Source organism: Arthrobacter sp. V1I7 (assembly GCF_030817015.1).
Lineage (GTDB): Bacteria > Actinomycetota > Actinomycetes > Actinomycetales > Micrococcaceae > Arthrobacter.
Genome location: NZ_JAUSYS010000001.1, coordinates 580,237 through 604,445, shown reverse-complemented (window position 1 = coordinate 604,445; position 24,209 = coordinate 580,237). Strand labels below are relative to the sequence as shown.

The 24,209-nt window shown below is 68.7% G+C and carries 21 protein-coding genes and 1 pseudogene; 9 read left to right on the top strand and 13 right to left on the bottom strand.

Features of this window, described 5'->3' with window-relative positions:
• Positions 1-81: 81 nt before the first annotated feature.
• The 3 genes from QFZ69_RS02875 (at position 82) to QFZ69_RS02865 (ending at position 1,802) form a co-directional block, all read left to right on the top strand.
• A complete protein-coding gene (locus QFZ69_RS02875) occupies positions 82-543 on the top strand; it encodes a hypothetical protein (protein ID WP_306915524.1) in 462 nt (153 codons plus the stop codon).
• A 40-nt stretch (positions 544-583) separates the two neighbouring features.
• Positions 584-1,165: a hypothetical protein gene (locus tag QFZ69_RS02870; RefSeq protein WP_306915523.1), complete on the top strand. Its 582-nt coding sequence runs from the start codon at positions 584-586 to the stop codon at positions 1,163-1,165.
• Positions 1,166-1,292: 127 nt separating this feature from the next.
• Positions 1,293-1,802 carry a hypothetical protein gene (locus QFZ69_RS02865; RefSeq protein WP_306915522.1) on the top strand — a complete coding sequence of 170 codons (510 nt, stop codon included), beginning with the start codon at positions 1,293-1,295 and terminating at the stop codon, positions 1,800-1,802.
• 36 nt (positions 1,803-1,838) lie between these two features.
• On the opposite strand, the gene QFZ69_RS02860 is transcribed toward QFZ69_RS02865, so the two are convergent.
• Positions 1,839-2,732 carry a rhodanese-related sulfurtransferase gene (locus QFZ69_RS02860; RefSeq protein WP_306915521.1) on the bottom strand — a complete coding sequence of 298 codons (894 nt, stop codon included), beginning with the start codon at positions 2,730-2,732 and terminating at the stop codon, positions 1,839-1,841.
• A 191-nt stretch (positions 2,733-2,923) separates the two neighbouring features.
• Here QFZ69_RS02860 and QFZ69_RS02855 point away from each other — a divergent pair, with 191 nt between their 5' ends.
• Entirely contained in the window at positions 2,924-3,616 is a 693-nt protein-coding gene (locus QFZ69_RS02855) for a GNAT family N-acetyltransferase (RefSeq protein WP_306915520.1), read from the top strand.
• 43 nt (positions 3,617-3,659) lie between these two features.
• A pseudogene (locus tag QFZ69_RS02850) lies at positions 3,660-6,145 on the top strand (DEAD/DEAH box helicase).
• A 28-nt stretch (positions 6,146-6,173) separates the two neighbouring features.
• Here the strand turns inward: QFZ69_RS02850 and QFZ69_RS02845 are convergent.
• The 8 genes from QFZ69_RS02845 to ssd form a co-directional block, all read right to left on the bottom strand.
• The gene (locus tag QFZ69_RS02845) at positions 6,174-6,575 is read right to left on the bottom strand and encodes an Rv3654c family TadE-like protein (protein ID WP_306915518.1); all 402 of its coding nucleotides are present in this window, start codon (positions 6,573-6,575) and stop codon (positions 6,174-6,176) included.
• Positions 6,572-6,988, bottom strand: coding sequence for a TadE family type IV pilus minor pilin (locus QFZ69_RS02840; RefSeq protein ID WP_306919575.1), 417 nt, complete (start codon positions 6,986-6,988; stop codon positions 6,572-6,574). The genes QFZ69_RS02845 and QFZ69_RS02840 overlap by 4 nt, the downstream gene beginning before the upstream one ends.
• A gap of 110 nt (positions 6,989-7,098) precedes the next feature.
• Positions 7,099-7,383, bottom strand: a complete 285-nt coding sequence (locus QFZ69_RS02835) for a DUF4244 domain-containing protein (RefSeq protein ID WP_306915517.1) — start codon at positions 7,381-7,383, stop codon at positions 7,099-7,101.
• 425 nt (positions 7,384-7,808) lie between these two features.
• Positions 7,809-9,659 (bottom strand): hypothetical protein, encoded by a 1,851-nt coding sequence (locus QFZ69_RS02830; protein ID WP_306915516.1) that lies wholly within the window; start codon positions 9,657-9,659, stop codon positions 7,809-7,811.
• A 163-nt stretch (positions 9,660-9,822) separates the two neighbouring features.
• Entirely contained in the window at positions 9,823-10,434 is a 612-nt protein-coding gene (locus tag QFZ69_RS02825; protein WP_306915515.1) for a type II secretion system F family protein, read from the bottom strand.
• Positions 10,434-11,318 (bottom strand): hypothetical protein, encoded by an 885-nt coding sequence (locus QFZ69_RS02820; protein ID WP_306999889.1) that lies wholly within the window; start codon positions 11,316-11,318, stop codon positions 10,434-10,436. The genes QFZ69_RS02825 and QFZ69_RS02820 overlap by 1 nt, the downstream gene beginning before the upstream one ends.
• Positions 11,315-12,574 (bottom strand): TadA family conjugal transfer-associated ATPase, encoded by a 1,260-nt coding sequence (locus QFZ69_RS02815; protein ID WP_373461778.1) that lies wholly within the window; start codon positions 12,572-12,574, stop codon positions 11,315-11,317. The genes QFZ69_RS02820 and QFZ69_RS02815 overlap by 4 nt, the downstream gene beginning before the upstream one ends.
• Positions 12,571-13,692 (bottom strand): septum site-determining protein Ssd, encoded by a 1,122-nt coding sequence (ssd, locus tag QFZ69_RS02810; protein ID WP_306915513.1) that lies wholly within the window; start codon positions 13,690-13,692, stop codon positions 12,571-12,573. Before ssd ends, QFZ69_RS02815 begins: the two co-directional genes overlap by 4 nt.
• Before the next feature lie 92 nt (positions 13,693-13,784).
• Between ssd and QFZ69_RS02805 the strand changes: the two genes are divergently transcribed.
• Positions 13,785-15,500 carry a bifunctional 3'-5' exonuclease/DNA polymerase gene (locus QFZ69_RS02805; RefSeq protein WP_306915512.1) on the top strand — a complete coding sequence of 572 codons (1,716 nt, stop codon included), beginning with the start codon at positions 13,785-13,787 and terminating at the stop codon, positions 15,498-15,500.
• A gap of 119 nt (positions 15,501-15,619) precedes the next feature.
• Positions 15,620-15,901 carry a YegP family protein gene (locus QFZ69_RS02800; RefSeq protein WP_306915511.1) on the top strand — a complete coding sequence of 94 codons (282 nt, stop codon included), beginning with the start codon at positions 15,620-15,622 and terminating at the stop codon, positions 15,899-15,901.
• 37 nt (positions 15,902-15,938) lie between these two features.
• Here the strand turns inward: QFZ69_RS02800 and QFZ69_RS02795 are convergent, their stop codons facing one another.
• The 3 genes from QFZ69_RS02795 to QFZ69_RS02785 form a co-directional block, all read right to left on the bottom strand.
• Positions 15,939-16,619, bottom strand: coding sequence for a CoA pyrophosphatase (locus tag QFZ69_RS02795; protein WP_306915510.1), 681 nt, complete (start codon positions 16,617-16,619; stop codon positions 15,939-15,941).
• Entirely contained in the window at positions 16,616-17,431 is an 816-nt protein-coding gene (nth, locus tag QFZ69_RS02790; RefSeq protein ID WP_306915509.1) for an endonuclease III, read from the bottom strand. Before nth ends, QFZ69_RS02795 begins: the two co-directional genes overlap by 4 nt.
• A 103-nt stretch (positions 17,432-17,534) precedes the next feature.
• Positions 17,535-18,998: a hypothetical protein gene (locus tag QFZ69_RS02785; protein WP_306915508.1), complete on the bottom strand. Its 1,464-nt coding sequence runs from the start codon at positions 18,996-18,998 to the stop codon at positions 17,535-17,537.
• 963 nt (positions 18,999-19,961) lie between these two features.
• Between QFZ69_RS02785 and acs the strand changes: the two genes are divergently transcribed.
• Positions 19,962-22,010: an acetate--CoA ligase gene (gene acs, locus QFZ69_RS02780; RefSeq protein ID WP_307000454.1), complete on the top strand. Its 2,049-nt coding sequence runs from the start codon at positions 19,962-19,964 to the stop codon at positions 22,008-22,010.
• A gap of 293 nt (positions 22,011-22,303) precedes the next feature.
• On the top strand, positions 22,304-22,777 hold the full coding sequence (gene aroQ / locus QFZ69_RS02775; RefSeq protein ID WP_306915507.1) for a type II 3-dehydroquinate dehydratase: 474 nt from the start codon (positions 22,304-22,306) through the stop codon (positions 22,775-22,777).
• 104 nt (positions 22,778-22,881) lie between these two features.
• Here the strand turns inward: aroQ and QFZ69_RS02770 are convergent, their stop codons facing one another.
• Positions 22,882-24,066, bottom strand: coding sequence for a MarP family serine protease (locus QFZ69_RS02770; RefSeq protein ID WP_306915506.1), 1,185 nt, complete (start codon positions 24,064-24,066; stop codon positions 22,882-22,884).
• Positions 24,067-24,209 lie beyond the last annotated feature (143 nt).

The following is a 24,209-nucleotide window of genomic DNA, read 5'->3' as shown; positions in this document are numbered from 1 at the left end:
GGGCGGCCCGGGGCGGTCCCGCGGAACCGGCTGGCCCCTGAGCCTGCCGGCGGACACGGCTGCACGGGGTAGGTTGAAGGAGTGTTCTTCCGTACCTCCCGCGTCCTCGGCAACCCCGGCCTGCGGCGGCGGTTCGCCGGCGCGGCGGCCGGTGCCGCCGTCGTGCTCGCCGCTTCGGCATGCTCGCCCGTCCGTTCCATCGAATCCGCCGATGTGCCGGAGTGGAGAGCGACCGCGCTGCCCTCGGCAAGCGCAATTGTGCTGGAGGACGCGGGCAAGATCCTCAACCGCGACCCGATCCTCAAGGCGGCCACAGGAGTCCCGGCCGGCAGGTACACGCTCACCGTGAGCTGCGACGGCGGGGGCAAGGCCTTTTTCGAGGTCTCGCTGGACGGACGCAGGCTGACCGAAGCGGGGGCAGCCTGCAACGGCAGCCGCGAGACGGCGCGCATTTTGATCCCGGCGGCCGGCACCGTGGAGATCAGTACGGCCAGTGTGGACGCCCCGCTCATCTATGCCTACCACCTCGTTCCCGCCGCGTAGCTCCCTTGCGCTTCTGGTACCAGCCAGTAGGCTCAGGGGCATGTCTGCTGCCGTGGGTCCGCGATGGAGGCGCCAAGCGGCGCTGCTGCTGGCCTTGGCCGCTGGTACTTCCGGGCTGGCTGGGTGCGAGTACGCGGACGACGTCGGGCTGGCCCCGGCGGCGGTCAGCCCGTCGGCCTCGTCCGGACCGGACGCCCCGCAGGCTCCCCGGGACGCCGAACTCGTGGCCGCGGAGGCCCGGAACACAGTGGAGCTTGACCGGATACTTGGGGCGCTGCCCGACAGGCTGCTCACCGGGGGTGCTGGCGGCGTTCGCGACAGCGCCAGCGGAGGATTCACAACCTCTGTCCGGGTCACCGTGCCGGGCCGGTATACCGTCACGGCGGCGTGCATCGGCGCTCCGGGAGCGCATCTGACAGTGACGCAATTCGCCGGCCAGGGCGGAGCTGCGAGCACCTTGCTCGAGCTCAACCTCGAGTGTGGAGGAGTCGCCAGTTCGGAGGTCAACCTTGAGACCGGTTCCGTCTCGGCCCATGTGGTGCAGTTCCCGGAGGGCTCCGCCGATCCCGGAATCGGTGCCGTCGCTGGAGTCCGGATCAGCGGGAGCGGTTCGGCTCCGTAGGTCCCGCCAGCGGTGGGAGACCGGCAATTCACGACTGGGCCGTTCGGCTCTAGCGGAATCAGGTTAGGCGCGTCTAAAGTCGGGGCATGCCTGGCCCGGAAACTGCTCGGAAACAATGATGCCGCGGATGCGCCAAACAGCAGCGGCCGCCGCGACGTCCGTTGCGCTGCTTGCGGGAGTCCTGACCGGCTGCGCCTACGAGTACGACGAAGGCCTATCCAGTGAAAATGGCGGTCCTTCCGCCGCGCCAAGGTTAAGCGATGCCGCGATCCCTCAGGATCCGAGCCTGAACCAGCCCGTGTCAGGAGCTGAACTTGATGCCTGGGTCCTGCAGGTGCTGCCCGACGCCAAGGGGGAGACCTTTCACACGGGCTTCGGAACCCTGGAGGCCGACGAGGAGCGGAATGATACGACCGCGCAGCTGCCCAAGGGCACCTACGCCCTGACCCTTGCCTGCCGGAGCACCCGCCGCGTGTCCTTTTCCGTGGAAAACGGTGAGAACGAACTGGTGGACCTCAGCCTCCGGTGCGGGACCTCACGAGTAAGCGTGGTGACCCTCCCCACTGATGCGATCCTCAGCCTCAAGGTGGATGCGGACGCGCCGGCAAACTTCGCCTACCGCATCAGCCGTATCTGAGCACGGCTGACGGGAGCACGGCTGGCGGGGGAAGCCTCAGGCCGCGCAGCCTTCGGGGCAGCGCAGCGTCTCGGGGCTGGCGGCACAATCCGTGCAATACAGTGTCAGCGTCCGGCACGCCGGGTTCGAGCAATTCTCGAATTTGCTGGTTGGCGCCGCGCAGCGGACGCACTGGCCGATCGTCTTGGCATCCTCGCTGAATTCCAGGTGCATGCGCTTGTCGAATACGTAGAGCGAGCCTTCCCAGAGGCCCCGGTCCCGGAACGTCTCGCCGTAGCGGACGATCCCGCCGTCGAGTTGGTAAACCTCCTTGAAACCGCGGTTGACCATGAGGCTGGAGAGCACTTCGCACCGGATGCCGCCGGTGCAGTAGGTGACCACCGGCTTGTCCTTGAGGGCGTCATACTTGCCGGAATCGAGTTCCTTGATGAAGTCGTGGGTGGTCGCGACGTCGGGGACGATCGCATCCTTGAACTTGCCGATCTGGGCCTCGAACCCGTTGCGCCCGTCGAAGAAGACGACTTCGTCGCCGGAGGCCTTTCTGGCCTCGACGAGCTCGTGGACTTCCGCGGGGGTGAGGTGCTTGCCGCCGCCCACGACGCCGTTGGCGTCCACTGTGAGTTCGCCGGGGGCGCCGAAGGACACGATCTCGTCCCGCACCTTGACGCTGAGCCGCGGGAAGTCCTCGGCGCTGCCGTCGGACCACTTCACGTCGATGCCGTGGAACCCCCTGTACTCGCGGGTGGTCTTCACGTACTGCTTGACCGCCTGCAGCTCGCCGCCGACGGTCGCATTGATGCCGTCCTTGGAGATGATGACGCGGCCGGTCAGCCCGAGTTTCTCGCACAGGGCGCGCTGCCAGAGCCGGACGGCATCCGGATCCGTCAGAGGAGTAAAGCCGTAAAAGAGCACAATTCGGTTCAAAGCCACGTGTTTAAGGGTACTGGAGCGTCCGACGGCGCGGACACCGGGCGCCGGGACGCACGAAGGCCGGCGGGGCGGCCGGCAGGGCGGCCGGCAGGGGCGGGAACGCCTCCCAGGACAGCCACGATTTCATCAGCGAGGCCGGTTCCCCAGTCCGGCCACTGTTGCTTGTGACGGGGCTGGAATACGCTCATCTCATGAGTCTGGACGCCATGGTTGAAGACACCACCCATCTGGTGGAAACTTGGGTGGCCGGCTGGGCCGGTTGCCGTGGTTATGAAACGCGCAGGGAGGGCCGGTTCCCGGCGGTCCTGCGCGCTGACACAACCCGTGAGTGGGGGTATTTCGCCCACGATCCCTCGGATCCGGAGTTTGCACAACTGGCCGCGAGCACCGCAGAAGTGCCGGCCCGGATCCTGACCATCTTCACCAACGATTTGGATCGCTACACCTCCCTGGCGCAGCGGCACGCCCTTAATGTCACTTCGGCTTCACAGACCATGATGATCGTGGACATGGAGACCCAGGACGCGGAGGACCCCTGGCTTTCCGACGACGACCTCAAGCTCGAGGTGTCCAGGATCGACAGTGTGCAACATGCCGTGGTCCGCGCGGCCGAGGAAGTGGCCGCGAGCGGACGAGTGTTCGTGGTGGACCGCACAGCGATCTTCGACAAGATCGTCACTGAACCGGGTTTCCAGCGGCGCGGGCTGGGCAGTTTCATCATGCGGGCGCTGGCCGCCCAAGCGTTCGAGCACGAGGTGGAAACCGGACTGCTGCTGGCCTCTTTGGACGGCCAGAAGCTGTACTCCCACCTCGGCTGGAGCACCGTCTGCCGTGTGCTGATGCTTTCGGCATCGGATGAGGGTTCGGACTTGTCCGTGGGTTGAGGCCGCACCCGGCCGATTTGAGTCCGGGTGAAAGAATGTTTGAGTGAACCCACATGAGTCCCTGATTCCGTTGCTGGGCCGCGGCCCGGACCCGGAACAGCTTCGTCATGTGCGCACCATCCCCTCCCGCCCGGCGGTGTACACGCCGTGGCCGGAGTGGGCGCATCCCGATCTGGTGACCGCGTACGGCTCCCTTGGAATCCAGGAGCCGTACCGCCACCAAATCCAGGCCGCGGATCTGGCGCATGCCGGGGAGCACGTCGTGATCGCCACCGGAACCGCTTCAGGCAAATCGCTGGCCTACCAGCTGCCGGCGCTGGACGCGATCCACCGCTCGGAGCTCCGCGTCCTGGCGGAACCGGGCAAAATCCACGACGACGGCGCCGTCACGCTGTACCTGTCTCCCACCAAGGCTTTGGCCGCCGACCAGCTGGCCGCCATCCAGTCGCTGAAGCTCCCAACCGTCCGGGCCGAAACCTATGACGGCGACACCGATCCGGCGTCGCGGCGCTGGATCCGGGACCACGCGAACTTCATTTTGGCCAATCCGGACATGCTGCACTTCGGGATCCTTCCCAACCACGCCTGGTGGGCCCGGTTTTTCCGCCGGCTGCGCTACGTGATCGTCGACGAGGCACACAGCTACCGCGGCGTTTTCGGTTCCCATGTGGCCAATTTGATGCGCCGGTTGCGCCGCATCTGCGCCTACTACAGCCCGGACGGCTCGCATCCCGGGCCCGTTTTCATCGCAGCTTCGGCCACCGCCTCGGAGCCGGGGACGTCCTTCGGCAGGCTTATCGGTGCGCCGGTCCGCGCGGTCTCGGAAGACTCCTCCCCTCACGGCTCCACCACCGTCGCCTTTTGGGAGCCTGCCCTGACGGAGCTCCGGGGCGAGAACGGCGCAAAGGAACGCCGGACTGCCGTGGCCGAAACCGCGGACCTGCTGGCCAACCTGGTGGCCTCACGGGTCAGGACCATTGCCTTCATCAAGTCACGGCGGGGCGCAGAGACGATTGCGTCCATCACGAAACGGCTCCTGGACGAGGTGGATCCCAGCCTGCCGCAGCGGGTTGCGGCCTACCGCTCAGGCTACCTGCCGGAAGAACGCCGCGCGCTCGAGAAAGCCCTGCGCTCAGGAGCGCTCCTGGGAGTCTCCAGCACCTCGGCCCTGGAGCTCGGCATCGACATCTCCGGTCTCGACGCGGTGCTGGTGGCCGGCTGGCCGGGAACCCGCGCGTCGTTGTTCCAGCAGATCGGCCGTGCGGGCCGTGCCGGCCAGGATGCCATCGCCGCTTTTGTGGCAAGTGATGATCCGCTGGACACGTACCTCGTGAACCATCCCGAGGCGATCTTCGACGTGTCGGTGGAAGCCACCGTCTTCGATCCCGCCAATCCCTATGTGCTGGGACCGCACCTCTGCGCCGCGGCCGCCGAACTACCGCTGGGCTACGCCGAACTTGAGCTGTTCGGCGGCACGGCGGAGAAGCTGCTGAACCAGCTCGTGGCCCAGGGCTACCTGCGCAAGCGGCCTGCCGGCTGGTTCTGGACGCACCGCAGAGCGCAGCGGCCATGGTGAACCTACGGGCCGACGGCGGCGGGCCGGTGAGCATCGTGGACGCAGACACAGGCTCCCTGCTGGGGACCATGGATGCGCCGCAGACGCACTACCAGGCGCACACCGGAGCCGTGTACGTGCACCAGGGCGAGAGCTACGTGGTCGAGGACCTGAACGAGGACGATCACTGCGTGGTGGTGCGCCGCGCCAATCCGGACTACTACACCACCGCCCGGGACGTGACCCAGATCGAGGTGCTGGAGACCCGGCGCACCACCCAGTGGGGCGACGTGGCCGTGCATTTCGGCGACGTGAAGGTAACAACGCAGGTGGTCTCCTTCCAGCGCAAGGCACTGATCTCGAATGAAATCCTCGGCGAGGAACCGCTGCAGCTCGGCGCCCGGGACCTGTTCACCAAGGCCGTCTGGTTCGTCATGGACAACCGCTCCCTGACCGGCGCCGGGCTGATCGAGGCGCAGTTTCCCGGCGCCCTGCATGCCGCCGAACACGCCGCCATCGGACTGCTGCCGCTGGTTGCCTCCAGCGACCGCTGGGACATCGGCGGCGTGTCCACGGCCATCCACGCGGACACCGGAGTGCCCACGATCTTCGTGTACGACGGGCACGCGGGCGGCGCGGGCTTCGCCGAACGCGGCTACGACAAGGCGAGGGTGTGGCTGTCCGCCACCCGCGACGCGATCAAGGCCTGCGAATGCGAGTCCGGCTGTCCTTCGTGTGTGCAGTCCCCCAAATGCGGCAACAAGAACAACCCCTTGGACAAGGATGCCGCTGTCACCCTGATCGATGTTCTGTTAAAGGACGCGTCTGAATTCATGAACGCGGGTGTCATGGACGACACTAGTGGTACTAACGCTGCAGGCAGAGAGGCGTGCGACGGATCAGCCGGCGACGGGACAGGGTCCAACGGGAAACACGGCGGCGCGGACCTGACCGTGACTCCTCTCCAGGCCTGACCCTGGGCTGGCCCGGCCTCACGCGCCGCTACGGCACGGTCTCCGCGGGCGGCGGACCGGCGCGGGCGAGTCCGGTGGCCGATGCCCCGAACATCGTGCCGGCGTCAAGCTGCGTCCGGACTTGAACGGTTTCCCCTGCCCCCTCGGAACAGCTCAGGACCCTTGACTGGTGCCGCCGCGCGACCTCGCGGGCAATGGCACAGGGCTCGCCATCAGTGATCCCCCTGGCCGCATCCGCAGCCGCCAGCGCCGCGAGGTCGGCTGCTGCAGCGGCCCGGGACGCCATCATCGCAGCCTGCGCCAGCAGCGCGATCAAGACCGCCGCGATGAGCAGGACCAACCCCAGGGCCAGAGCGAGGACCGTACCCGAGCCGCGGTCGGGGTGCCGCAGCCGCGCCGGCTCGGCAGGGACAGCCGGCTGCGGCTTCACGAACTCAGCCCCGCCGGTTGGTGGCGCTGCGCCGGTGCGATCCGGACAGGGGCCGAAGCCGGGGCTGACTCTCGCCGCACCCAGGCGCGGGCGGAGAGCGTCCACGGAATGAGCGAACCGACGGCGCCTTGCACTCGGCCGGAGACAGCGACACTGCTCCATTCGCCGTCGGAAGTCACCGCCGACCCAGCTGATTCCCCCGCAAGGCGGCGCACGATTCCCCCGACGTCGGCAGCAGTGTCGCCCCGCGCGAGGGCACGCGCACCTGCCCGGGCGGCTTCCTCGAAGCGAAGCTGCGTCACCCCGGCGGCCGAGCCGGCCAGGACCATGGCCAGCAGGAGAATGACGGCTGGCAAGGCCACAGCAAATTCGGCGGTGACCGCGCCGCGGCAGGAGCCGCCCGCGGAACCCAAACGCGTCCGGGGGCGGTCACCTGCGGGTGGGGAGGCGGCTCCTCGGGATGCCCGAAGCTTCGGCCGGAACGGCTGCCCGCGTGCAGTCTCGATGTCGGGGCGTCCGGGCTTCATGGCAACGCCAGCGCCGTGCGGATGAGATTAAGCAGGAAGCCGCGGACCTCGTCGCTGCGCATGATGAACACGAGCACCCCGGCAAAGCCCACGGCGGCCAGGGTGGCGATGGCGTACTCGGCGGTTGCCATTCCGGCCTCGGAACCCTTGGGCCTTCTTGGACGGCCGCTGTGGACCGGGCGGGCCGCGCGGGCGCCGGGATAAATTTCACGGACCTCCGTGGTTCCATGATCGGCGGCTTCCCGGCGGTTTTCGGCCGGGGCGTCTCGGTGAATCGACATGTGGCTTCCTTTCAAAGGGTCCGGCTGAATCGCCGGCTCCTTCGACTCTCCCTGCTCCCGGCCATGCCGGTAAGTCGGGAGAACGCCCAAGTGGAAAACGTTGCCATCCCGCAGGATGTGGAGGAGCACTCCAGCAGGTCAGCCCAGGGCCGGCCACGGCTCGCGCCTCCTCGGAAATCGCCGGCCAACGCGTTCAGCCCGCCAAACGCGGCCAACAGGCCGACACCGGCCAACGGGACGACACCGGCCACGCAGGCCGGCACAGGCCAACAGGCCAACGTCGGCCCACGCCGCCCGCCAAACGCGGCCAACAGGCCGGCACCGGCCAACGGGACATGAGGAAGGCCTCCTAGCCATCGGCGGTACGCACCAGGCTAAGAGGCCTTCAATCATCCGGAACTCGGCTTCTGTCCCTACTCAGTGCCCTATCGGAGGAAGTAACCCGCGATGTCCGCGATGAGCTGGGAGGTGCCGGAGGAGCGGTTGAATAACGAGACCCGGCCGTCGGAGCCTACGGGGACAGCGACCAGGTTCGGAACTGTCTGCCCGGTGGCGAAGTTCAGGTTGGACGCGTTGGGACGCGCCGTACCGGAAGCGTAGGCGGTAACGAAACCGAAGGACCGGGGCGCCGTGACCGTCAGGTTGAAGACGACGGCAGAGACGCTAGCGGGAATGCCGTTAGCGCCGGCGACCCGGAAGGCAACCGCTGCGTCCGCCGCAGCGGGCGAAGCGTTCCTGGTGTCCAGTGCCCGGGTGGGCCCGATGGCTTTGAAGGCGCCCGGCTCCGTCGGCGTGCCGGGAAGGTAGTACCCGGCAACATCTGCAATGAGCTGGGCGGTGCCGCCGGAGCGGTTGAACAGCGTGACCTTTCCGTCAGCTCCCACGGGAACCGTTACCAGGTTCGGCACGGTCTGGTTCGCGGCAAAGTTCAGGTTGGAGGCGTTGGGGCGTCCCGTCCCGGAGGCATAGGCCGTGATGAAACCGAAGGACCGGGCCTCGGTCACGGTGAGGTTGAAGACCACCGACGCCACCGACGCAGGGATGCCGCGGGCCCCGGCGACCTGGAAGGACACCGCCGAATCCGCACCGACGGGCGAGGCGTTCCGGGTGTCAAGGATCCGGGAGGGCGCGAGGGATCGGAAGGAGCCGGGTATCGCCGGGGTGCCGGTGATGTAATAGCCGGTGACGTCAGCGATGAGCTGGGCGCTCCCGGGAGATCGGTTGAAGAGCGTGACCTTCCCGTCGGTCCCCACCGGGACCGTCACGAGGTTCGGCACGGTTTGCCCGGGGGCGAAGTTAAGGTTGGACGCGTTCGGGCGACCGGTGCCTGAGGCATAGGCAGTGATGAAACCTGCGGACCGCGGCGACGTGACCGTCAGGTTGAACACCACCGACGCCACCTTGGCCGGAATGCCCCTTACGCCTGCGACCTGGAATGAGACTGCGGAATCGGCAGCCACCGGCGAGGCGGACCTGGTGTCAAGCATCCGGGCGGGAGTAACGGGAACGAAGGTTCCCGGCTTTCCGGCCACTCCCTTGGAGCTCTTGATAATGACGTCATCGATGTAGACGTCGCCTGCCTGGCGCCGATGTTCAGCGCCCAGCTGCACGGCGGAGAAGGTGTCGACGTCGATGGCGACCTGGCCGCTGGAGAAGACCAGTTTGTTATCGAACCAGATTTCCACCGTGGTCGCGGCTCCGTTGGCGACTGCGTGCAGTGTCAGGTGATGCCAGCTGTTCAGCTTCACGGAGGGCGCCAGCCGAGTGTAAGTGGGGGTCCCGGTCGGGGACGCGACCCGCAGCCACAGCGGGCCGATTCCGTTGTTGGAGCGATAGACGTCGAGGGTCCGGGTTCCGTTGGTGAAGAAGCGGAAGTAGGGAACGTTGTTGCCGTCGACACCCTTGGCAGTGACGTTAAACCATCCGTCGGCGTAAACGTCCTTGCTGCCGGCGGGCAGGGGCGTGGAAAAGTTCGCCAGGGAGCCCGCCGCGGTGGTTACGTGCAGCTTGGCGGCGCACTTACCGGAGTGGGCGTCTGCGTCGGAAATTGTGGCCGTGCCTGTCCCCGCAGTGGCAGGGGCACGGAAGCCAGCCGCTGCGATCGTTTGGGACTCGAAACTGGTCGCCAGCACTGTTGTGCCCGGATAGTTGTTGGTGGGTGCCGGCGTTCCAGGGGCGCAGGTTACGGCGTGAGCCGGTGTGGCACCAACAGCCAGCCCTGCCACCACCAACAGATTTAGCGCCGCAATCACACCGGCCCTTCGCAGTCGAATCATTGATCTGCCCCCCTGCCCTGACTTCAAACTCCCGAATATTTTTCTCAGACGTACCGACATACCGGACGCCCTGAGCGGGTAGCTATCACTGGGTCACACACGAGGGCGCTCGTACTGCGATGCCTACCGCACAATATCGAGAGGCACTTTGGAAAACCTTGAATCAGCCGGGGATCATCGCCAGGAGCACGGGCACGATGCCCAGACATACAAAGGCCGGCAGGGAGCAAAGACCCAGAGGGACGACGAGCTTCACGCCAAGAGCAGCGGCCTTTTTCTCGGCGGTCCTGAAGCGTTCCCGGCGGATCCGGGCCGCTTGAGCGTACAGAACGGCGGAGGAGGGCGCCCCCGTCAGGGCGGCGAAGCCCAGGGCGTCTTGTAAGTCCAGCAGCCGAGGCGATCGGACGTCTGAACTGCGCCAGGCTGCGTCCCAGTCGGCACCGAGAGCCAGCGCGGACACGACCGGGCGAAGCGGCGCGCGGAACTCCTGGGTGGCGAGGCCCGCGGCCAGTTCCAATGCCCGTCCGAGCCCGGACCCTGCGTCCAGCATCGCCCCAATCAGCTCGAGCATCATGGCGGTGTCGCCGAGGCCGGGGGCGTCGGCCGTTCCCTCGTCGCCGTGGGCGGTTCCCGGGGTTCCGCCGGGCCCTGCCGACCACGGTTCGTGTTGCCGCCGCCTGAGCCGCTGTCTGGCCTGGGAGCGGTCGGTAAATGCCACCGAGGTGGCCGCCGCCAGCAGTACCGCGACGGCGAGACCGGCCATCTCGGCAGTCATCACGACTGTCCGGCCGCTGACCGGACGAGCCTGGTCGACCAGATCCGTCCGGCGGCTGTGAGGGCAACGCCCGCCGCGAGCGCCGCAAGGCCTGCCGGCTCCCCCAGCAGGATGTTTATCGGGTCCACGCCCAGCAGCATGCCGAGTCCCAATCCGAGGACGGGCAGCCAGCTGAGCAGGCGAGCTGTGGCCCGGGGACCGGCAAGGGCAGTCTGTCGTGCCGCTTCCGCATCCTCTTCGGCCTCGAGCTGGGCGGCGAAGCGCGTCAAAACATCGGCCAGCGGACAGCCGCTCGCCTCCGCCACGTCGAAGCACGCGGCGAACTCGATCCAGGCACCGCGTTCCTGCTCGGCCGCAGGGCGTCCCGGCGAAGCGCCGGAGACCCGGACAGCGGCGGCCCTCCGGATGGCCTCCCCCACGGGGGCTCCACACCTCGCGGCAGCCCGGGCGGCCGCGAGGCTGGCCCGGGAGGCCGGGGCGAGCGCTGCGGGCGGAACGTCGGACGCGGACCGGCCCGGTGCAGGCTCGCCGCCATAGAGCAGCCAGAGCTCATCCCAGAGCCGGGCGGGGGATCGGCCCCCTCTGAGCAGCGCGGCGGACTGCTGGACCAGCAGGGCCATCGGTGCGAACGTCTGCCCGGGCTGCGTCCACCTCTGCGGGCGCAGACCGCGGAGCACCGGCAGGCGCGGCGTGCCGCGTCGCAAGGCAGCCCCGCGGCCCCGGGCTGGCCCCGCGCCAGGTCCCGAACGGCGGTCGGCGGGCCCCCGCGCCGCGTTCCTGGGGGGCCGGGCGAGCCGCAGCCGGAGCCGCCGGCTCGGGCCGCCGGGCGGCGAAAGCGCCAACCAGACGGCGAGCGCCAACACTCCGGCCAGAGCCGGCGTCACGCCGGGATCCCGTCTGGCCCTGGATCCAGGCCCAGACGGTCCGCCAGCCCCGGCCACGCCGGGCCGCAACGGACGCCGGCCTCGGCGTCCCCTGACGCCTCGAGAGCCACGGTGACTGCCAGGCCTTCTTCGAGGTCCTCCAGGACGCCGATGCACACCACGTGCCGCCGGGCCCCGGTCCTGCCCACATGGACGACGGCGTCCAGCGCGCTCGCCACCTGCAGGCGCACGGCGTCCTGGCCCATGCCGGCGAGCGCCCCGAGCGCCGTCAGCCGGGCGGGGACGGCGCCAGCGGTGTTTGCGTGGATGGTTCCGCCGCCTCCGGTGTGGCCGGTGTTCATGGCTGTCAGGAGCTCCCGGACCTCGGCGCCCCGGCATTCGCCCACGACCAGCCGGTCGGGCCGCATCCTCAAGGCCTGGCGGACCAGCTCGCCCAGGTCGACGACGCCGCTTCCCTCGAGGTTTCCATGCCGGGTCTCCAGCGACACGACATGCGGGTGCACCGGGTTGAGCTCGGAAGCGTCTTCAATCAGGACGAGCCGTTCCCCCGGACGGCATAGGCCGAGGAGCGTCGCGAGCAGCGTCGTCTTTCCGGAACCGGTGGCTCCGCTAATCAAGAAACCCAACCTGCGATCGATCATGCGTTCCAGCACCGTCCCGATGAGGGTGCCGAACATGCCGATCTGCCGCAGCTCCGGCATCGTGAACACTCGTTCCCGTCGGATTCTCACGCTCAGCAGGGTGCCCGCCGTGGAGATCGGCGGCAGGACCGCATGGACCCGGTAGCCGCCGTCCAGCCGGACGTCCACGCACGGAGATCCGTCGTCGAGGCGCCGCCCGCCGGCCGCCACAAGCCGTGCTGCCAGCGCGCGGATCTGTGGCTCGCCGGAGAAGAACACCGGCACTTTCTCCGGGCCGTTGCCGCGGTCAATCCACACCGAGTCGGGTCCGTTGACGAAGATGTCCGTCACGGCGGGATCCCTCGCCAGTGCCTGCAGCGGGCCCAGCCCGGTGAGTTCCGCACTGATGCTGTCCACCGCGGCCAGGGCACCCGCGGTGCCGAGCAGCCGTCCGGTCGCTTGCACGGCGGCGGCCACGCGGGATGGCGTGACCGGCCCGGCCTCGGACAGAACGGACTCCCGCACGGTCTGTAACAACTGCTCGTCCGCGGAGCTGCCGGCCCCCGGCCGGTTGCCGAGGCGGCGCCTGCCGGCGGCGGCAGCGTCCGGGGGGCCCGCCGCCGCGTGCGCGCTCACCGGACTTCCCCGACGCTCAGCTCGAGTACCGCTGCGGCGAAGCGGCGGACGATGCGTTGCTGACCCGAGATCAGGAGCCGTCCAAGTTCCGTCGCCGCGGCAGTGCCCCGGACTTCCGGCATGATCCCGGACAGGGGAAGTCCGACCGAGTCCGCAATCAGCCCTCCGTCCAGCACGGCTCCAGGCTTGCCCCGGACGACAAGGGAGGTTTCCACGGGAGGGAGATCGTGCAGCAGTCGCGCAGTCGCGACGGCCGCGCGCAGCTGGGCGGGGACGATGAGAACGAGCCGGTCGCAGTCCCAGGCGAGCGCCCGCAGCGACTCACTTCCGCGGCCGATGTCCAGCACCACCAGGTCAAAGCCGCGCCGGGCAGCTTCCAGGACGATGGACACAGTGGCTGTCTCCACGACCGTGGCGCCGTCGCGACTGCCCGGCCAGGACAGGAAGGAGAAACCTCCCGCCGTCGGCAGGGACTCGGCCAGCTGGCCCGGATCGATGCTCCCACTTGCCCCGGCGAGATCCGGCCAGCGGAGACCGGGCGTCTCCTCGGCGCCCAAAGCGAGTTCAAGGCCGCCGCCGCGGGGGTCACCGTCCACCAGGAGGACGTCGGCGCCGTGCCGTGCAGCGGCCTGGGCCAGCCAGATGGCAGCGGTGGTGGCTCCCGCCCCGCCGCAGCCGCCGCTGATGCCGAGGACGAGCCCGCCTGCCGCGGGCGAACGGGAACGGCTGAGGTGCGCGGCAAGCCAGGCCGAGGCTTCGGGCAGCACGGCGACGCGTTCCGCCCCTATCGCGGCCGCCAGCTGCCAGAGGCTGTCCCCGTCGTCGGCCAGTCCGAGCAGAACGGCCGGCGCCCGGCGCCGCGGCGGAAGCGCGGTGATGTCGTTTCCCACCAGCACCGCCGCCGCAGCGGCCCAGAACGGCGCTGCCTCCAGCACGTCCGGCACCGTCCGCAAGGTACCGCCGGCCGCCGCCACGATGCGCTCCACTTCTCCGTGGAGCAGCTCGTTCGCGGTTACCAGCAGCGTCTCCGCCGACGCGTCCGGCAGCCAGGCCGCCTCACCGGGCCCGGCGCCGCGCCGGCGTGGGGTGTCGGGGGGAAATAGCTCATGCCGGCTCATACCGTCACTCTGCCTCTGGGCGGACCGGCCCGTAAGCCGCGCGCCGGGCTATGTGGACAAGCCGCCCCGAGCCACAGGGCAGAATTGACCGTATGTATCTGCTGCTCGCCGCCCACGCTGACGGCGCAGCCCTCCAGGAACTCACCGCCGGGGGCGCCCCTCACCCGGCCAGCCCCGAACCGAGGGTCATCAGCGCCGCGGAACTGGCCGGCGTCGTGCTTCAGCTCGAGAAGCGGCGGCCGCGCTGGATCTGGCACCGCACGCAGGACTGGTACCCGTCACTGCTGGCCGCCGGGGTGGAGCTGGAGCGCTGCTATGACCTCTCACTGTGCGGCGCGATCCTGGCACACTCGGAATTCACCGCCCACACCTCCTACGCCCGGAACGCCGAGAAACTCACCCAGGACGATGATCTGCAGCAGCCGCCGCGGGCCCTCCAGCCGCCGCCTCCGCCCGCGGACCAGGGGGCCTTGTTTGACGATCCGGCACTTCGGCGGGCGTCGCGCCACAACCCGGAGGACCTGCGCGAAGAGTACGCCGCGCAGCAGGAGGCTCTCAACCAGGCGGGGGCCGCCGGCCAGCCGGCCAACCGTAAGCAGCGGCTCCAGTTGCTCCTGGCGGCTGAATCCGCAGGGGCCATGATTGCCGCGGAAATGCAGCACGTCGGGGTCCCCTGGCGGACGGAGCTGCACGAGGAGATTCTCGCCGACCACTTGGGTCCGCGCCCTCCGCAGGGCCGCCGTCCGGCCAAACTTGAGGCGCTCACCACAGAGCTCCGGCAGCTGCTGAGCTCCCCTTCGCTCAACCCGGATTCACCCCAGGAGCTCATGCGCGCCCTGCACCGGAACGGGGTCGAGGTGAAGTCCACCCGTCAGTGGGAGCTGAAGGAATCGTCGCACCGGGCGATCGAGCCGCTCCTGGCGTACAAGAAACTGTCAAGGCTCCATGCGGCCAACGGCTGGGCCTGGCTCGACGCCTGGGTCAGGGATGGCCGGTTCCAGCCGGAGTATGTCGTCGGCGGCGTGGTCTCGGGCCGCTGGGCCTCCCGCGGCGGCGGGGCGCTGCAGATTCCGCGCCAGATCCGTGGCGCCGTGCACGCCGATCCGGGCCACAAGCTGATCGTTGCGGATGCTTCCCAGCTCGAACCGCGGGTGCTGGTGGCGCTTGCCCAGGACTCGAAGATGGCCGAGGCGGCCCGGGACAAGGACCTCTACGCCGGCATCGCGGCGCAGGGTTTCGGCGGTGACCGGGCGAAGGCAAAGATGGCGCTCCTGGGGGCCATCTACGGGGCCACCACGGGCGAGTCCGGGCGGCTCATGCCCCAACTGGCCCGCACTTATCCCCGGGCTGTCGGGTTTGTGGAGCACGCGGCGCGCCAGGGTGAAGCCGGGAAGACCGTCACCTCCCGGCTCGGCCGCAGCAGCCCGCCGCCGTCGGAGGGGTGGCTGCGGAGCCAACAGTCCGCCACCGCCGAAGAACAGCGCCGTGCCGATACCCTGGCCAGGTCCCGGGGCCGGTTCACCCGCAACTTCGTGGTGCAGGGCTCAGCCGCGGACTGGGCGGCATGCTGGCTGGCCGAATTACGACGGCGGCTGCGGGCTATGCGCGCGGACAGCTTGCCCGCCGGGGAACTGGTGTTCTTTCTGCATGACGAAGTCATGATCCATTGTCCGGAGGAGGCGGTCGGGGACTGCATTCTCGCCATCGAGGAGGCTGCGGACGCCGCCAAGGAGCTGCTTTTCGGCCGGATCCCGGTGGACTTCCCGGTCAGCATGGCGGTCGTGGACTCCTACGACAAGGCGAAATAAGGGACCGGGACCACGGGACGTAACGTACCCGTCGGTAGCATTGTGTCCGGTCCGTCAACCCGGCTACGCTCGAAATGGCCGGTAGCCGTTCCTGGTTCCACCGGCCAATGCAAGGACGCATGGATTTGGAAGGCAGCAGATTGGCTGGCATTTTTGAGATCGCAGAGGCTGGAGAGAAAGCGTATTTCTTCAAGCTGACCGCACCGGATGGAACGGTTGTCGCCGTTTCGCCATTGTTCGACACCATCAAGGCCGCTGCCGCGGGCATCACCGCTGTGCGCGAGAATGCCGCCACCGGCTTGGTCGTCGACAAGTCCCGGCCCGGGAAGAACGCGTCGAGCGGCCGGGAGGCAACCCGGCTGGGCACTACGCGGACGAGCCCGCGGCTCGCCCCACACTAGCACTGCACGCTGTGCGAAGAGCGACCTTCCGGCCGCGTCAGACGTCGATCCCGTAAAGCCGCGTTCCGTCCCAGGGAACCGCCCAACCCAGCTGCTCGAACAGCTGGTTGAGGATCATCCCGGTGAAGCCCCACACCACCACTTCGTTGACGGTGAACGCGGGGCTTTGGAAGGTCTGGCCGGCCCGGCTGACGGTTGCCATCACCCGGTTGTCAGGATCCAACAGGTCGCGGACAGGGACGCGGAAGACCTGGGAAGACTCGCCGTAGTCCACCACCCGCACGGGTGACTGGGCGGCCCACCAGGCCAGGACGGGCGTCACCAGGAAGTTGCCGCGGGGCAGCGCCAGTTCGGGCATGACCCCGAGCACCTCGACGCCGGACGGGTCAAGCCCGGTTTCCTCCCGGGCTTCGCGCAGGGCGGCGTCAACCGCCGACTCGCCGTCGTCGATACCGCCTCCGGGGAACGCTATCTGTCCCGGATGGTCATCCAGGGTCTGGGCGCGCTGCAGCAGCAGGACGTCCAGGTCAGCCGGAGCAAGTTTCTTGCCCGAGGCCGCGGGGACATGGTCAAGGGCCCCAAACAGCATCAGGACGGCGGCGCGGCGGACGCGCTCTCCTGGTTCAATGGCGAGTTCCCGCCAGCGCGGATCCGGCGCCGGGGCCGTGCCCGCCGCGACCCCGGCCGCCAGATCGAGGAGATCCTCGCGGGCCGTCACCGCGGCTTCCTCTGCGATTCCATCCGGATTTCCGCGGCCCGGTGGGTCTCGGCAAGCAGCTTCGCGAGCAGCTCCTCCTGTCCCGGGGCCAGTTCGTACTTCAGCAGCTTCTTCGCCTTCTCCGGATCGGTCTCCCCCATCCCGTAGCTCGGGCACCAGTTGGCCACCGCGCAGGCCCCGCAGGCCGGCTTTCGCGAATGGCAGACCCGGCGGCCGTGGAACACGACCCGGTGCGAGAGCATGGTCCAGTCCTTCGGCTCGAATAGTTCGGCGACGTCGAATTCGATCTTCACCGGATCCTCCGAGTCTGTCCAGCCGAACCGCCTCGCCAGCCGGCCGAAGTGGGTGTCCACGGTGATGCCGGGGATACCGAAGGCGTTTCCCAACACGACGTTGGCGGTTTTCCGCCCGACGCCGGGCAGCGTCACGAGATCCTCCAGGCGTCCGGGCACCTCGCCGTCGTACTCATCCACCAGCCGGTTGCTCAGGGCCAGCAGGCTCCGCGCCTTCGCGCGGAAGAACCCAGTGGGCTTGATGATGCCTTCAAGCTCGTCCGGATCCGCCTCCGCAAGGCTCCGTGCGTCCGGGTACCGGGCGAACAGCAGCCGGGTGATCTGGTTGACGAGCACATCCGTGGTCTGCGCCGAGAGCACCGTGGCCACGACGAGTTCAAAGGGATTACGGAAATCCAGTTCAGCGTGCGCGTACGGGTACTGCTCCGCCAGCGCCCGGTTGATCCGGCGGGCGCGTCGCTTGAGTCCGAGCAGGGACTCGCCCGCGGCCTTGGGCCCCGCAGGTGCGGGGCCGGCCATACCCGGGCTGTCGGGACCCGACGTACTTGGCGCGGACGCGCCAGGGCTGGCAGGCCCGACGCTGCCGGGCTCGGACTCCTCGGCGGTGGCCACCGGCGTCCGGCTAACCGCGCTCGATATTGCTGAGGTCGCGCAGCACGCCCACCCTGCCGTCGGTATGTTGGACCAGGAACTCGCTCCCCCGGTCCTCTAGGGCCAGGACCCAGCCGCCGGGTTCAATCACGAATGCCGGAGCGCCCGTGTGTTCATCGACAGCCGTGCGCGGCCGGGCGACGGCGAACCAGAAGGCGTCGTGGACAGGCTGGGCCTGATTCGGCGCTGTCCGACTCGCAGGATCGACGGTGGCCCCGATAGGCTCCTGCGACCGTACCTGCGGGTTGACGGTGGTGGGAGCGCTGTTGCTGGCGGCCGCCGGCACGTCCGCCGCGAGGGTCTGCTCGGCAGCCGCTGTGGTCTTCGCCTGCCGTTCCTCGTGTGTCGGCTCGGCGGCGGCCGCCGGGGCGACTGCGGCGTTCCCATCGGACTGCCCGACGCCGGGAGTCCGGGTCTGCTCAGCGGCGGACGGACCGGCCGGCTCTGCTGCGGACGGCGGGGCAGCAGCCGTGGACGGGGCTGCCGTCGAAGGGGCTGCCGTCGCGGCAGGAACAACGCCGGAAGCCTGGGTTGCCGGGACACCCGTAGCCGTGGCACCGGACCCCGGAGCAGGAACGGCCCGGGGGGCAGCAGCGGTCTGCGCGGCCGCGGCTGCAGCCGGCCCGGCCGACGGCGCCGTGGCCCCGGACGGAGCCGCAGCGGCGGTACCTGGAACGGCGTCGTCCGCAGCAGCGGCCCGGGGCTCGGCGGCGCGCGGGGCCGGGGTTGCGGCAGGACCGCCGGGGGTCATGCGCTTGGCCCAGCCTGCGACGGTACCCGTGCTGCTGTCCTGGTAATCCTTGGCTTTCTTCTGCTCCTTGGGCGCCTTGGGCGCACGGGGCTTGCGGACGGGCGCCGCAGTATCGCGTGCCACCACATGCGCCGGGGTCTCCTGGCGGTCCAGGAAGTCGCCGGCCAGGTAGGGGATCAGGCGGGCGAGGACGGTCGCGGCAAAGAGTCCCAGTGCCCCCACGAGGGCCAGCAGCATGCTCGGCACGTAGGCGCCGGCCACGGCGAGGAAGAAGAAGGCGACGGCGAAGGACGCCACCACCGAGGCGAACTGGTCCACGGACAATGAACCGATCCGCATCCTTGTTCCGGGGCTGAGGCGGCGCGCCACGAAGAGGGCGCTGACAATCAGCGGCAGCAGGATACCCAGGCCCAGGAAGAAGAGGCTCCCCAGGTTCCACAGGTTGTAACGGACGGCGAACATCGGAATCAGCGAAGCGATGAAGAGAATCAACGTGGAGCCGAAAACAGTCAGGTCCCGGACGGTGAACGGGCCGAGGACGGCCTCGTTCTTCATGCCGGACTTTCCTTTCGCCTTGTCCACCGTGAAACGGGGGGCGTCCCCGAAGCCGGCGGGACGGGCGGGCCCGGTGTTGCCGTGGCCGTCGGAAGGCGCGTGGAGCTGCCCATTAGCTTGCTCGTTCATTCTGTTCTCCTTAGCATGGTGCAACCCAGGACGGTGCCGCGGAACGGCAGGCGGAGACTGGACCGCGCGCGGTTCAGGTCGCCTCCATCGGATGTCGCAACTCCATCTCAGCCTAGCCAAGTGACCGTCCGATCACTAGCTGACAAGCCGTGCACTGCACCGCCAAATCCGCGTCATCCTTCGGATCGGCCGGTGACCCGCGCCACGCCGGTGGCTCGGCTGTAGCTGACCGGATCGCTGCGTGTTACGGCCGATACTGCGAGGTGGCGGTGCGTGAGACGGCGGGCAACGTACCCCGCGTACGGCAGAACGATCACGGTGTCGAGACCGCCCCTCCCAGGCGGCGATCAGCGCCGGGAGGCTCTGCGGTTCGGGCAATGCGACCGCCAATCTTCGGAGCCTCGTTGGGCGCTGCCCGGAGGCCTGCGGACGGCATTCCCGCTCCCACGCGTTCACAGCCCCGGCGTCGATTCCGTCCCAGCCGTAGTCCGCTTGCCAGAACGGCGCAATCAGGGGGTTGAGGCCCTGGCCGGGTTGCGTGACCTCGCGGATCAGTCCTGGCGTCGGGTGAATCGTCGGGTCCTGCTCCTGCACTGCGTACCAGTCCCACGCCCGGCGGGCCAGGCGCCAGGGCGCGGGCCACCAGGCCCCAAAGTCTCATTTCTGCCTCTGTTTCAGAGGTTCCTGGCCCAATTTTGTCCGACGATCACCGGCAGCGCCAGAGTCCGGGCCGGGGCGGCACCAGTCCCCCCTGACCGGCGCCATTCAGCGCTTAACAGACACCGCTCACGGCTCCCGTTGTGACGGGGCACACCTTCTGTCGCACCCAGGTACTAGTGTTTGTTGCGGAACAGTTCTTTGCGGGACGCCCGTGATCGACCGCTGCCCGACGTCGCGCCTGCGGCACGGCGCAGCAGATCCGGGCGCCCGCGCAGCACGGATCGATGAATGATGAGGTTCACCATGTCCCAGCAGACCCCCGGCGCCACGACGACCCAGGCACCCGGCCCTACGTCTTCCGTCAGCACACCGCAGCACGGCGACGCGTTCGAAAACCTGTCACACGAGAACCGCAGATTCGCTCCCTCGGCCGAGTTCGCCCGCAACGCCGTGGTCACCGACGCCGACTACGCGGAGGCCGACGCCGACCGCCCCGCCTTCTGGGCGAAGCAGGCCCGTGAGCTGCTCACCTGGTCCAAGGACTTCGACCAGGCGCTGGACTGGTCCAACCCGCCGTTCGCGAAGTGGTTCGTTGGCGGCGAGGTCAACGCCGCGTACAACGCCCTGGACCGCCACGTAAAGAACGGCCACGGAGACAGGGTCGCGATCTACTTCGAGGGCGAACCGGGCGACACCCGGTCCTACACCTACGCGCAGCTGACCGAGGAAGTAAAGAAGGCCGCGAACGCGTTCGAATCCCTCGGTGTGGTCAAGGGTGACCGCGTCGCGGTTTACCTGCCCATGATCCCCGAGGCCGTGATCACGCTGCTGGCGTGCGCCAGGATCGGCGCCATCCACTCGGTGGTGTTCGGTGGTTTCTCCGCCGACGCACTGCGCTCCCGGATCGACGACGCCGAGGCCAGGCTCGTGGTCACCGCGGACGGCACCTACCGCCGCGGCAAGCCCAGCGCCCTGAAGCCTGCCGTCGATGAAGCCCTGGCCCATAACGGCCATACCGTCCAGAACGTCGTCGTCGTCAAGCGCAACGGCCAGGACGTGGACTGGCACGACGGCCGCGACCACTGGTGGGCGGACACCGTCGGGCTGGCCTCCCCGGAGCACACTGCCGTGGGGCACGACTCGGAGCACCCGCTCTTCATCCTCTACACCTCCGGCACTACCGGCAAGCCCAAGGGCATCCTGCACACCACCGGCGGCTACCTCACCCAGACCGCGTACACGCACAAGGCCGTGTTCGACCTGCACCCGGAGACGGACGTCTACTGGTGCACCGCCGACGTCGGCTGGATCACGGGGCACTCCTACGTCGCCTACGCGCCGTTCATCAACGGCGCCACCCAGGTCATTTACGAGGGCACCCCCGACTCCCCACACCAGGGCCGGTGGTGGGAAATCGTGGAGAAGTACAAGGTCTCCATCCTGTACACCGCCCCGACCGCCATCCGCACCTTCATGAAGTGGGGCAAGGAGATCCCGGCCCGGTCCGACCTCTCCTCGATCCGCGTCCTGGGCTCCGTCGGCGAACCCATCAACCCCGAGGCGTGGATGTGGTACCGCGAGGTCATCGGCGGCAATGCCGGCAAGAACGGCAAACGCAAAGACACCCCGGCCCCGATCGTCGACACCTGGTGGCAGACCGAAACCGGGGCGCAGATGATCGCCCCACTGCCCGGCGTGACGGCCACCAAGCCCGGCTCCGCCCAGGTCCCGCTCCCCGGAATCGCCGTGGACGTCGTGGACGAGCTCGGCGAATCGGTGCCCAACGGGCACGGCGGGTTCCTGGTGATCCGCGAACCGTGGCCGGCCATGCTGCGCGGCATCTGGGGCGACCCGGAGCGGTTCAAAGACACCTACTGGTCCCGCTTCGAGGGCATGTACTTCGCCGGTGACGGCGCCAAGAAGGACGAGGACGGCGACGTCTGGTTGCTCGGGCGGGTGGATGACGTGATGAATATTTCCGGACACCGCCTCTCCACCGCCGAGATCGAGTCCGCGCTGGTCAGCCACCCTGCCGTGGCGGAGGCCGCCGTCGTCGGAGCGGCCGATGAGACCACCGGCCAGGCCGTTGTCGCCTTCGTGATCCTGCGCGGGGACGCGGTGGACTCCGGCGACGAGATCGTCCAGGAGCTCCGCAACCACGTGGGCAAGGAGATTGGCCCGATCGCCAAGCCCAAGACGATCCTTGTGGTGCCCGAACTGCCGAAGACCCGCTCCGGCAAGATCATGCGCCGCCTGCTCAAGGACGTCGCGGAAGGCCGCGAGGTCGGCGACGCGACCACCCTGGCCGACAACACGGTGATGGCCCAGATTGCACAGTCGCTGAGGAAGTAGCAGCCGGGCCGGCCGGATCAGGCGGCCCGACGGCGGCGGCCCCACCCAAGTGGGCGGCGCCGCCGTCCACTCCGGATAGCGGGCACCCATTCCAGGACGGCGGGCAGCCATCCGGGGCGCAATCTTGCGCCTGATGACTCGCCTGGGTCGAGGTTTCCCCGCGCGCCAGCCGGCCCGGGAGCTTCATCCGGATCCTGCCGGTCGCGGCAGGGCGGCCCTTCCAGTTGCGGCAGGGCCGCCGCTCCGGCAGGCCCGGGGGAATCCCCGGGGCTCTCTGCGATACATTGGCAGGCATGAGCGAAGCTACCCCCGCCGGTGCCGGCCGCGGCACCATCCTGGTCCTCAACGGACCCAACCTGAACCTGCTCGGCACCCGCGAACCGGAGAAGTACGGTACGGCCACGTTGGCCGACGTCGAACAACTCGCCAAGGACGCCGGCGCTGCCCATGGGCTGAACGTCGAGTGTTTCCAGTCCAACCACGAAGGCGCCCTGGTCGACGCCATCCATACAGCCCGCGGCAAGGCGATCGGTATTGTCATCAACGCCGGCGCGTACACGCACACCTCGATCGCGATCCGGGACGCGATTTCCGCGGTGCAGCTGCCCGCCGTCGAGGTCCACATCACCAATGTCCACGCCCGGGAGGAGTTCCGGCATCGCTCCTACCTCGCGGACATCAGCAAGGCCGTGATCGCCGGCGCCGGCATCATGGGCTACCGCTTCGCAGTGGAGTACCTCGCGGGGCTGGAGACCAGCCGGGACTAACCGAGTCCCCCCATGGCACCGGCGTGGGCGGAACCGGTGTCGGCTCGCAGGGCAGGCAGGCAGACGGCGCACGCCACGGGCATGGCCTATCTGGACGCCGCGGGCTACTTCGTGATGCACTGCCCCGCGGAGACGGGGCGGTCGAGTCCGGGCGCCAGGGCGGCGACCGGACCCAGATCGGCCATCGTGATCGCGTAGCCGAGCGAGGATCCGGTTGTTGCCTTGGCAAACACGACGCCGGCGACCTGCCCGTCGGTGGTCAGCAAGGGCCCCCCGGAATTGCCCGGCTGCACGTCCCCGGCCAGGCGGTAAACGTCCGCGGGCGCTGCGTTGTTGCCGTAGATATCCGGAACGAGCACGGTGATGATGTCCTGCACCGTCGCGGGGTTGGACTCGAACGGCCCGCCGTGCGGGTAGCCGGCAAACGCGGCCGGGCTGCCGGCGGGCAGGACGGAACCGAGCGGCAGCGGCGCGGAGCGCAGACCGTCCACGGCCAGGACTGCAAGATCATGCTGGCCGTCGAAGTACACGACGCGTCCGGGCAAGGCGCCCCCGTCCGGAACCTCGACCACCGGCTCCGGAACACCGGCGACGACATGGGCGTTTGTCACCACCCGGCCCGGTGACACCACGAAGCCGGTGCCAGTCTGGTTCTGTCCGCACTGATATGCGGTTCCGGCGATCTTCAAGACGGAGTCAGCCGCAGCATTCAGCGCAGGGGTGTCAGTATTGACGTCCGGGACGGACGCAGGCTGGCCCTGGGCAAAGCCTTCGAAAAGCGTCGGGATGCCCTCGCCGATCACCGCGGACCGCAACTGCGCCATCGAAGTCTTGATGGGGTTCGGAGTCATCCCGTCGATGAACCTAATCACCTTGGATTCGGCGATCTGCTGCGAGGCAAAGGGAACGCCCAGGGCGCTAATGCTAAACGCCAGCAGCGACATGACCAAGGCGGAGACGACCACGTTCACTCCGCCGCCCACCACCCGGTCCGCGGCACGGAGCGGGCTGATCTTCACGACGCTGCGGATCCTGCGCCCGATCATGGTGCCGAGGCCGTGGCCGATAACCATCAACAGGACGGCGGTGGCGACGACAGCCGTCAGGCGCCAGCCGGCGTTGTCCACGAGATCGCTGACTATCGGGACCGAAACAAATGCGCCCACGGCACCCGCCGCGAAGCCGGCGATACCTCCGAGCGTCACCAGGAAGCCGTTGCGCAGGCCGTAGATCAGGTAGGACAGCAGCGTCAGGATCAACGCCAGGTCCAGGATGGTCATGCCGAACACCAGGCCTCCTTAGGGGCGGTAGGGACCAATTCTACCGGCGGTGGCTGACAGTTTGCCGCGCGCCGGCGGACCGCCGGCGCCAAGGGTCCGCCGGCGCCGGCGGCTCCATTTCGCGCCTTTCGGTGCCAACTACGTCACAGGAG

Coding starts and splice junctions, on each gene's coding strand:
- QFZ69_RS02835 (WP_306915517.1), bottom strand. CDS start 7,383: ATGTCGATTCACCGAGACGCCCCGGCCGAAAACCGCCGGGAAGCCGCC.
- QFZ69_RS02825 (WP_306915515.1), bottom strand. CDS start 10,434: ATGACTGCCGAGATGGCCGGTCTCGCCGTCGCGGTACTGCTGGCGGCG.
- nth (WP_306915509.1), bottom strand. CDS start 17,431: ATGGCCGGCCCCGCACCTGCGGGGCCCAAGGCCGCGGGCGAGTCCCTG.
- QFZ69_RS02855 (WP_306915520.1), top strand. CDS start 2,924: ATGAGTCTGGACGCCATGGTTGAAGACACCACCCATCTGGTGGAAACT.
- QFZ69_RS02805 (WP_306915512.1), top strand. CDS start 13,785: ATGTATCTGCTGCTCGCCGCCCACGCTGACGGCGCAGCCCTCCAGGAA.
- QFZ69_RS02830 (WP_306915516.1), bottom strand. CDS start 9,659: ATGATTCGACTGCGAAGGGCCGGTGTGATTGCGGCGCTAAATCTGTTG.
- aroQ (WP_306915507.1), top strand. CDS start 22,304: ATGAGCGAAGCTACCCCCGCCGGTGCCGGCCGCGGCACCATCCTGGTC.
- QFZ69_RS02870 (WP_306915523.1), top strand. CDS start 584: ATGTCTGCTGCCGTGGGTCCGCGATGGAGGCGCCAAGCGGCGCTGCTG.
- QFZ69_RS02785 (WP_306915508.1), bottom strand. CDS start 18,998: ATGAACGAGCAAGCTAATGGGCAGCTCCACGCGCCTTCCGACGGCCAC.
- acs (WP_307000454.1), top strand. CDS start 19,962: ATGTCCCAGCAGACCCCCGGCGCCACGACGACCCAGGCACCCGGCCCT.
- QFZ69_RS02800 (WP_306915511.1), top strand. CDS start 15,620: ATGGATTTGGAAGGCAGCAGATTGGCTGGCATTTTTGAGATCGCAGAG.
- QFZ69_RS02865 (WP_306915522.1), top strand. CDS start 1,293: ATGCGCCAAACAGCAGCGGCCGCCGCGACGTCCGTTGCGCTGCTTGCG.
- ssd (WP_306915513.1), bottom strand. CDS start 13,692: ATGAGCCGGCATGAGCTATTTCCCCCCGACACCCCACGCCGGCGCGGC.